The organism is Actinosynnema sp. NPDC023658 (assembly GCF_040639995.1).
Taxonomy (GTDB): Bacteria; Actinomycetota; Actinomycetes; order Mycobacteriales; family Pseudonocardiaceae; genus Actinosynnema.
The window spans coordinates 7,427-16,012 of the sequence record NZ_JBFAAX010000107.1 but is presented as its reverse complement, the minus strand read 5'-3'; the positions used below and the strand labels follow the sequence as shown (position 1 = coordinate 16,012).

General features: G+C 71.7%; 8 protein-coding genes and 1 pseudogene. 6 read left to right on the top strand and 3 right to left on the bottom strand.

Features of this window, described 5'->3' with window-relative positions:
* Window positions 1-887 (bottom strand): annotated as a pseudogene (locus AB0G02_RS14995) (PucR family transcriptional regulator); the annotation flags it as partial.
* Between the two features lie 639 nt (window positions 888-1,526).
* Between AB0G02_RS14995 and AB0G02_RS14990 the strand changes: the two are divergent.
* The 6 genes from AB0G02_RS14990 to AB0G02_RS14965 are packed head-to-tail and all read left to right on the top strand — an operon-like array spanning window position 1,527 to window position 7,710.
* A complete protein-coding gene (locus tag AB0G02_RS14990; protein ID WP_360793963.1) occupies window positions 1,527-2,618 on the top strand; it encodes an MCE family protein in 1,092 nt (363 codons plus the stop codon).
* Window positions 2,615-3,631 (top strand): MCE family protein, encoded by a 1,017-nt coding sequence (locus AB0G02_RS14985; RefSeq protein WP_360793961.1) that lies wholly within the window; start codon window positions 2,615-2,617, stop codon window positions 3,629-3,631. Before AB0G02_RS14990 ends, AB0G02_RS14985 begins: the two co-directional genes overlap by 4 nt.
* Entirely contained in the window at window positions 3,628-4,593 is a 966-nt protein-coding gene (locus AB0G02_RS14980; protein WP_360793959.1) for an MCE family protein, read from the top strand. Before AB0G02_RS14985 ends, AB0G02_RS14980 begins: the two co-directional genes overlap by 4 nt.
* Window positions 4,593-5,654: an MCE family protein gene (locus AB0G02_RS14975; RefSeq protein ID WP_360793957.1), complete on the top strand. Its 1,062-nt coding sequence runs from the start codon at window positions 4,593-4,595 to the stop codon at window positions 5,652-5,654. Before AB0G02_RS14980 ends, AB0G02_RS14975 begins: the two co-directional genes overlap by 1 nt.
* Window positions 5,651-6,616: an MCE family protein gene (locus AB0G02_RS14970; RefSeq protein WP_360793955.1), complete on the top strand. Its 966-nt coding sequence runs from the start codon at window positions 5,651-5,653 to the stop codon at window positions 6,614-6,616. Before AB0G02_RS14975 ends, AB0G02_RS14970 begins: the two co-directional genes overlap by 4 nt.
* Window positions 6,616-7,710 (top strand): MlaD family protein, encoded by a 1,095-nt coding sequence (locus AB0G02_RS14965; protein WP_360793953.1) that lies wholly within the window; start codon window positions 6,616-6,618, stop codon window positions 7,708-7,710. Before AB0G02_RS14970 ends, AB0G02_RS14965 begins: the two co-directional genes overlap by 1 nt.
* A gap of 122 nt (window positions 7,711-7,832) precedes the next feature.
* On the opposite strand, the gene AB0G02_RS14960 is transcribed toward AB0G02_RS14965, so the two are convergent.
* Window positions 7,833-8,267: a YchJ family protein gene (locus tag AB0G02_RS14960; protein ID WP_360793951.1), complete on the bottom strand. Its 435-nt coding sequence runs from the start codon at window positions 8,265-8,267 to the stop codon at window positions 7,833-7,835.
* The gene (locus AB0G02_RS14955) at window positions 8,264-8,569 is read right to left on the bottom strand and encodes a hypothetical protein (RefSeq protein ID WP_360793949.1); all 306 of its coding nucleotides are present in this window, start codon (window positions 8,567-8,569) and stop codon (window positions 8,264-8,266) included. The genes AB0G02_RS14960 and AB0G02_RS14955 overlap by 4 nt, the downstream gene beginning before the upstream one ends.
* Between the last annotated feature and the right edge of the window lie 17 nt (window positions 8,570-8,586).

The following is an 8,586-nucleotide window of genomic DNA, read 5'->3' as shown; positions in this document are numbered from 1 at the left end:
ATCACCCCCGACTGCATCAGGACGATCGTGCGCCGCGCCCACCGCAGCGACTGCCGCGCCGAGGCCGGCGGCACGACCGGGCCGACGGCCGCGCGCCACCCGCCGAGCTTCTGCTCCAGCGCCGGCAGCTGCCGTTCCGGGTCGGTGAGCAGCAGGCACGGCTCGCTGCCCTCCAGGTCCATCAGGATGTCCTCGTGCAGGGCCGGTATCGGCAGCTGGTGCTGGTCGGTCCGCCGCTCCAGCGCCACCACCAGCACCTTCTCCGGCAACGGCCAGCGCGCGGCCTCGGCCAGCTCCGCCAGCGCGCTCGGGTGGTAGCCCGGCTCACCGAGCAGCAGTTCCAGCAACCGCTTGCGCCGCCGTTGCAGGGCGCCCGCGTGCCGGGCCTGCGCCTCGGCGTAGCCCTCCATCGACCGCAGCGACAGCTCGTCGATGTAGGCGAAGATCGCCTCGGCGATCAGGCACATGGTGGCCAGCGGCACGCGTTCGGTCTGGCCGAACTCGGAGATCCGCCGCCACGCCACCCGCGCGCCGATCCGGTAGGCGGTCTGGAGCAGGTCGAGGCTGCGGCCGGCGCTGACCTCCAGCTTGCCCAGCAGGCGGAACAGCTTGGCCCGGTCCTCGCGCTCGGCGGTCGGGTCGACCATCCGGTCGATGAACTGGTGGATCGCCTGTTCCACCCCCTCGACCACCACTTGGCCGAACATCCCCTCCAGCTTCTGCGAATACTCGTCGATCTGGTCCTGGATTTCCCGGACCATGTCCACGGCCACGTCGCCCGCCCTGGCCCGGAACTTGGGCGCGAGGTCGGCGGGCAGTCGCTCCCACAGGTCCGTGTTCCCGACGGGCGGTAACTCAGAGGCTCGGAGTTCTCCGGTTCTGTTCATCCTGTTCGCCCACCACCAAACGGCTAGGTGTGATACCGAACACTGTATTTTTGATCATGAAAAGTTGTCAACCGCCGCGCACTCGGGTGACAAACTCTCCACTGTTGTTGTGCGTGTGGTGACAAAGGTTGTCACCGCGCTCCGCGGCGCGGCACCTTCTCGGTTGCGTTTCCCGGCGGCGGCGCGGACGGTCCGGCCCCCACCCGCTCCGGAGGCCGGAGGGCGGGTGGACGTCGCCCGCGGCCGAGCCCCACCCGGGTGGGGGAGCGCACCACCGGGTCGGACTGTCCGCCACCCGCGACACGTGACCGTCTGCCGGCCGGGCCATCCGAGCGCGAACAGCCGCGGTTGGGCCGTTCCGACGCGGTCGGGCGGCCGAACGCGGTGCTCCGGCCGGGACGAGCCTGCACCCCCGATTCGTGAACGGTGCGGGCGTTGGCAGCCGCGTGGCCGGCGGGGTGCCAGTGGGGCAGGTTCTTGTCCGTGCGTGAGTGTTCCGGGCGGCAATTTTTGTCACCTCCCTGACAAGATGGAGGACCGCAATTTTTCGGCTTGTGGCGGCCGGGGGGCGGTTAGTACCGTACCGGTCGGTAACGTTATTTCCAGTCTATTCTCACGACACGTTCCGGGAGAATAACCGTGGTATTGCGCAGACGCCTGCTGGGACTGCTGTCGATCGCTGTCCTGGTCGCGCTGTGCGGTTTGTCCGTCGCGGCGTACCGGAAGGCGTTCACGCCCCGCGTCACGGTGCTGCTGCGCACCGACCACGTCGGCAACCAGCTCCAGACCGAGTCGGACGTGAAGCTGCTCGGCGTGCTGGTCGGGGAGGTGCGGGCGATCCGCTCGCGCGGTGACGGCGCCGAGGTGGAACTGGCGCTGCGCCCGGACCAGGTCGACCGCATCCCGGCCAACGTGTCCGCCCGGCTGCTGCCCAAGACGCTGTTCGGTGAGCGGTTCGTCAGCCTCGAACTCCCCGACGACCCGGCCGGCGCACTCGACGACGGAGCCGTGATCGAGCAGGACCGCACGTCCGGCGCGGTCGAGCTGGAACGGGTGCTGGGGGACCTGCTGCCCACGTTGCAGGCCGTGCGGCCGGACAAGCTCGCGTCCGCGCTGACGTCGACCGCGCGGGCCCTGGACGGGCGCGGTGCGACGTTGGGGCAGGCGATGGTGCAGCTCGACGCGTACCTGCGCGAGCTGAACCCCCAGCTGCCGGTGCTCAAGGAGGACATCACGAAGTTCGCGGACGTCACCGCCGTGTACGCCGACGCCGGTCCCGACCTGGTGAGCGCGCTGAAGGACGCGACCTCCGTCAGCCGCACGATCGCGGAGCAGCGCGCGAACCTCGACTCCCTCTACTCCAGCCTCACCACCGCCTCCGCCGACCTGACCGGCTTCCTGCGCGCCAACGGCGAGACGGCCGTCGCCCTGTCGGACCGGGCCCGGCCGACGGTGGAGCTGGTGGCCACCTACTCGCCCGAGTTCCCGTGCGTGCTGAGCGCGATCAACGCACTCCGCCCACGGGTGGACCAGGTGCTCGGCAAGGGCACCGACGAACCGGGCGTGCACGCGCAGATCACCGTCGTGCCGCCGGGCGAGGAGTACGTGCCGGGCCGGGACGACCCGGTGAACCGAAGGGGTGGGGCGCCGCACTGCCCCGCGGGTCCGGCCGCCGCTGTCGCCCCGGACCAGGTGCCCGGGTGGGCCGGCCTGCTGATGGGGGCACGATGAGGGGCGTCGCCGCGCCGCTGACCAAGTTCCTGGTGTTCGTCGTCGTCACGGTCGCCGCCACCGCGTTCCTGGCGGCCACCATCGGCGGCAGCCGGATCGGGTCGTCCGCCGCCTACGAGGCCCGGTTCACCGACGTCACGGCGTTGGCCGAGGGCGACGACGTGCGGATGTCCGGGGTCAAGGTCGGCCAGGTCGAATCGCTGGAGCTGGTGGACGACGAGCTGGTCGACGTCGGGTTCTCGGTCGCGGACGGCCGGTCGCTGTCCGCCGACGTCACCGCCACCATCAAGTACCGCAACCTGGTCGGCCAGCGGTACCTCGCGCTGGAGCAGCCCGCCGGTCGGGTCACCGAGGCCCTCGCGCCCGGCGGCCTCATCCCGGTCGAGCGGACCACGCCCGCGCTCGACCTCACCACGTTGTTCAACGGTTTCAAGCCGCTGTTCCAGGCGCTGGACCCGGAGGACGTGAACAAGCTGTCCTACGAGATCGTCCAGGTGTTGCAGGGCGAGGGCGGCACGGTGGAGAGCCTGCTCGCGCACACCGCGTCGCTGACCACCGCGCTGGCCGCCAAGGACGACGTGATCGGCAAGGTCGTGGAGAACCTGGACGCGGTGCTGGAGACGGTCAACTCCCGGGACGACCGGTTCGGCTCGCTGCTCACCTCGATGCGGCAGCTGGTGTCCGGGTTCGCCGCCGACCGCGAGCCGATCGGCAACGCCATCACCGGCCTGGCGGCGTTGAGCGACAGCACGGCGTCGTTGCTGGAGCAGGGCCGCCAACCGCTCAAGGACGACATCGCCGCGCTCGGCCTGCTCGCGGGCAACCTCGGCAACGCGGCCGAGCTGGAGCCTTTCATCCGCAACCTGCCGGTGAAGTTCGAGGCCATCGGCCGCACCGCGTCCTACGGCTCCTGGCTGAACTTCTACCTCTGCTTCGCCTCCTCGCAGGCGCCCCCCGCGCCCGGTGGACCACCGGTGGGCATCCCCGTCACCGAATCGAGGTGTCACCGATGACGCGCAGACCGGTGCTGCTGGGAGCCGTCGGCCTCCTGGTCATCGCGGTCGCCGCCCTGCTCACCTTCTTCCTGGAGGACCTGCCGTTCTTCGGCGGCGGCACCCGGCACAGCGCCGAGTTCACCGAGGCGGCCGGCCTGCACGTGGACGACGAGGTCCGCGTCTCCGGCCTGAAGGTGGGCGCCGTGACCGACGTCGAGCTGCACGAGGGCAAGGTGCTGGTCACGTTCCGGGTCAGCGGCGTGGAGCTGGGCGACCGCAGCCGGGCCGAGATCCGGATCAAGACCCTGCTCGGGCAGAAGTACCTGGCCCTGGACTCGGAGGGGCGCGAGCCGCTGCACGACACCATCCCGGTGGAGCGCACCACCTCGCCGTACGACGTGGTCGAGGCGTTCAGCGACCTGTCGACGACGGTGGGCGCCATCGACACCGAGCAGCTCGCGCAGAGCTTCGAGGTGCTGTCGGACACCTTCCGCGACTCGCCGCAGCACGTGAAGCAGGCGTTGGAGGGGCTGTCGTCGCTGTCGAAGACCATCTCCTCGCGCGACGAGCAGCTCGCGTCGTTGATCGCGGGGGCGAACAAGGTCAGCGGGGCGCTGGCGGACCGGAACGAGGACTTCGCCGCGCTCATCACCGACGGCAACCTGCTGCTGGAGGAGATCGGGCACCGGCGTGACGCGATCGCCGCCCTCCTGGACGGCACGCGGGAGCTGTCCCGCCAGCTCTCCGGCCTGGTCGCGGACAACACCGAGCAGCTGCGGCCCGCGTTGGAGCAGCTCGAACGCGTCACCGACGTGCTGCGGAACAACCAGGAGGCGCTCGACCGCGGCCTCGCGCTGGCCGGGCCGTACTACCGGGTGCTGAACAACTCGCTGGGCAACGGGCAGTGGGTGGACACCTACCTGTGCGGGCTCGTGGTGGACCCCGGCGCGCGGCGCGACTGCCCGACGGGAGGCCGCTGATGTTCGTCCGCACGCGGGGCCGCCGTCGCCTGGTCGTCGTGCTGGCACAGGTGTTCGTGCTGGTGCTCGTCGCCACCGCCGCGGTGTGGTGGCTCTTCCTGCGACCGGGGACGACGCGCGTCGCGGCCTACTTCACCGCCGCCGTCGGCGTGTACGAGGGCTCGGACGTGCGGGTGCTCGGGGTGAAGGTCGGCCGGGTGCTCGGCGTGCTGCCGGAAGGCGGGTCGGTGCGGGTGGACCTGGAGCTGGACCGGGGGGTGGACGTGCCCGCGGACGCCCGTGCGGTCGTCGTGTCGCCGAACATCGTCGCGGACCGGTACGTGCAGCTCACCCCGGTGTACACGGGCGGGGACAAGATCGCGTCCGGGGCGGTGATCACCAGCGTCCGCACGGCCGGCACGGTCGAGCTGGACGAGCTGTACTCCAGCCTGGACGCGCTGCTGACCGCGCTCGGCCCGAACGGGGCCAACCGCGAGGGCGCGTTGTCCGACCTGCTGCGCACCGGTGCGGCGAACCTCGACGGGACCGGCACCGCGCTGAACGACTCGATCCGGCAGCTCGCGGACGCGGCGCGGACGTTGGCCGGGTCGCGCGAGGACCTGTTCTCCACCGTGGACCACCTCCAGTCGTTCACCTCGGTGCTCGCCGCGAACGACGAGCAGGTGGGCCGGCTGGCCGACCAGTTGGCCGACGTGTCCGGGTTCTTCGCCGCCGAGCGGGACGACCTGGGCGCGGCGCTGGGTGAGCTGGCGACCGCGTTGGAGCAGGTGCGCGGGTTCGTGCACGACAACCGCGAGCGGATCCGGTCCAGTGTGGACGACCTCGCCGCGTTGACCGGAACGCTGGTGGCGCAACAGGAGTCGTTGACCGAGATGCTGGAGGTGGCTCCCGTCGCGCTGCACAACGTGGTGAACGCCTACGACCCCGCCACCGGCACGCTGAACGCGCGGGCCAACCTCAACGAGTTCGTGACGGACCTGCTGAGCGTGCCGGGTCAGGCGCAAGTGCCAGGCCAGGTGGAAGTGCCGAGCCCGGTGCAAGAGCAGGGAGGTCCGCGGTGAGGCGGCTCGTGGCGTTCGGGCTCGTGCTGGCGCTGACCGGGTGCTCGGCCCTGCCCAGCGCGTACGACCTGCCGCTGCCCGGCGGCGCGGACCTCGGTGACCGGCCGTACCGGGTGACCGTCGAGTTCGACGACGTGCTCGACCTCGTGCCGCACGCCGGGGTGAAGGTCGACGACGTGGCCGTGGGCAACGTCGAGGACATCGCCTTGTCCGAGGACGGGTCGACGGCGCTGGTGCGGGTGGCGGTCCGCGGAGACGTGCTGCTGCCGGCGAACGTCCTCGCGCGGCTGCGGCAGTCGAGCCTGCTGGGGGAGAAGTACGTGGAGCTGGTCGCGCCGGACCAGCGGTCCGCGTCGCCGCTGGTGGACGGCGCGGTGGTCCCGGTGGCGCGCACCGACCGCAACCCCGAGGTGGAGGAGGTGTTCGGCGCGCTGTCCATGCTGCTCAACGGCGGCGGGATCGCGCAGGTCCGGGACATCTCGCGGGAGCTGAGCGCGGCGCTGTCCGGCAACGAGGCCGCGGTGCGGTCGCTGCTGTCCACTGTGGACTCCTTCGTCGGCGCGATGGACGAGCACAAGGGGGAGATCACCCGTGCGCTGGAAGGGCTGGACAAGCTCGCGGCGTCCTTGGAGGCGCGCAAGGACGACATCGGGGAGGTGCTGGACGGGCTCGAACCCGGGCTGAAGGTGCTGCACGAGCAGCGCGGGCAGCTGGTCGGGCTGCTCGACGCGCTGCGCGGGCTGTCCGACGTCGCGGTGGACACGGTGAACCGCAGCCGTGACGACCTGCTGGCCGACCTGCGGGCGTTGGAGCCGACGTTGCGCCGGCTCGCGGAGTCCGGGCAGAACCTGCCGCAGTCGTTGGAGCTGCTGCTGACGTTCCCGTTCACCGACGCCGTGCTCGACGGCATCAAGGGCGACTACCTCAACACCTACCTGACCCTGAAGCCCGGAGGGCGCTGATGATCACCCGGCGGATCAGGGCGCAGATCGCGCTGTTCGTGGTCATCGCGCTGCTCGGCGTCACCTACGTGGGCGCGAAGTACGCCGGGCTCGTGGTGGTGGACGACGGGTACGTGGTGAGGCTGGAGCTGGCCCGCACCGGCGGCCTGTTCACCGGCGGCGAGGTGACGTACCGGGGCGTGCCGGTGGGGCGGGTCGGGCCGATCCTGCTGGGTGACGGGCAGGTCGTCGTGGAGCTGCGCATCGGTGCGGGCGCACCGCCGATCCCGGCCGACCTGGACGCCGTGGTCGCCAACCGCTCGGCGGTGGGCGAGCAGTACGTCGACCTCCGGCCGCGTGGCGCCGACGGGCCGTTCCTGGGTGACGGTTCGGTGGTGCCGCGGTCGCGGACCACGCTGCCGCTGCCGGTGGAGCAGGTGCTGACCAGCCTGGACGACCTGGCGCGGTCGGTGCCGGTGGACTCGTTGCGCACCGTCGTGGACGAGCTGGACGAGGCGTTGCGGGGCACCGGTCCGGACCTGCAGGTGCTGCTGGACGCGACCTCGGAGTTCATCGCGACGGCCGGGGCGCACCTGCCGCAGACCACGCGCCTGCTGAACGACTCCGTCGAGGTGCTCCAGACGCAGCTGGACCACTCGGCGGCGATCAACTCGTTCGCGGACAGCGCCCTGCTGGTGGCCGGGCGGCTGCGTGAGGCGGACGGCGACCTGCGGCGGCTGATCGGGGCCGTGCCGGGTGCGTCGGCGGAGGTGAGCGCGCTGCTGCGGGAGTCGGGGCCGAACCTCGGGATCGTGCTGGCCAACCTCCTCACCACCGCGGACGTGCTGGTCACGCGGCAGGGTTCGCTGGAGGAGGTGCTGGTGAGCGTGCCGGACGCGGTGTCGGTGGGCGCGTCGACCCTGGCGTCCGGTCAGGCGCAGTTCGGGCTGGCCCTGACGTTCTTCGAACCCCGACCGTGCGTGGCGGGCTACGAGGGCACGCCGCGCCGGAGCGGTCTGGACACCTCGCCGGGCCCGTTCAACACCGGTGCCGCCTGCACCCTGCCGCACGGCTCGGCGACCGGCGTCCGCGGCTCCCAGAACGCCCCGCGCTGAACGCGAGCGTTCAACTCACCGCTCCTGGACGTAGGACTCTCGCGCTCTGGACGTAGGACTCTCGCGAGAGTCCTACGTTCACGTCGCGCGTGTCCTGCGTTCGGGTCGGGCGAGTTGAACGCTCAGGTCGGGGAGACGTAGAGCCAGGCGCCGTCCTCGCGGACGAAGTGGCTGGTCTCGTGCAGCACGTCCCGCTGCCCCTGCCAGCGGTAGTGGGCGCGGAACTCCACCGTGCCCGTCGTCTGGAACGGGGTGCCGCCGGTGCGCGAGAGGATCTCCAGCTGGGTCCAGCGCTGGTCCGGGTCGAGGTCCAGCGAGGCCGGGCGGGTGCTCGGGTGCCAGGTGGCCAGCAGGTAGTCCTCGTCGCCCAACGCGAACGCGCTGTAGCGGGAGCGCATGAGGGCCTCGGCGGTGGGGGCCTTGCGGCGACCCCGGTGGAACGGGCCGCAGCACGTCTCGTACGGCTCGCCCAGCCCGCACGGACAGCGACCGGTCGAGCCCGGTCCGGTTCCGGCCGGTCCGGTCGGGCGCGGGCCCGTGGCGTCGGGATCGGTCATTCCGGCACGTCGCAGGCGGTGCGGCCGGAGCGGTCGTAGCGGACCCACGCCAGGGCGTTCTCGGCCTCGCGGTCACCGGCGGCGGCCTCCGCCGACAGCGAGGCGTGCACCTGGTACCGCAGGTCGGCGGGCACGGCCGGGTTGGTCAGCAGGTTCGCGCGGATCCCCGGGCTCGGGTCGTCGGCCAGCAGCGCCAACGCCTCGGCGGGAGCGGACGGGTCGGTCGACAGGGCCTCGCGCACCGCGTCGTCCGGGTCGCGGGCCAGGGCCACGCCGTGCGCGACGGGCATCGGTTCGGTCACCGGACCAGGATATAAGG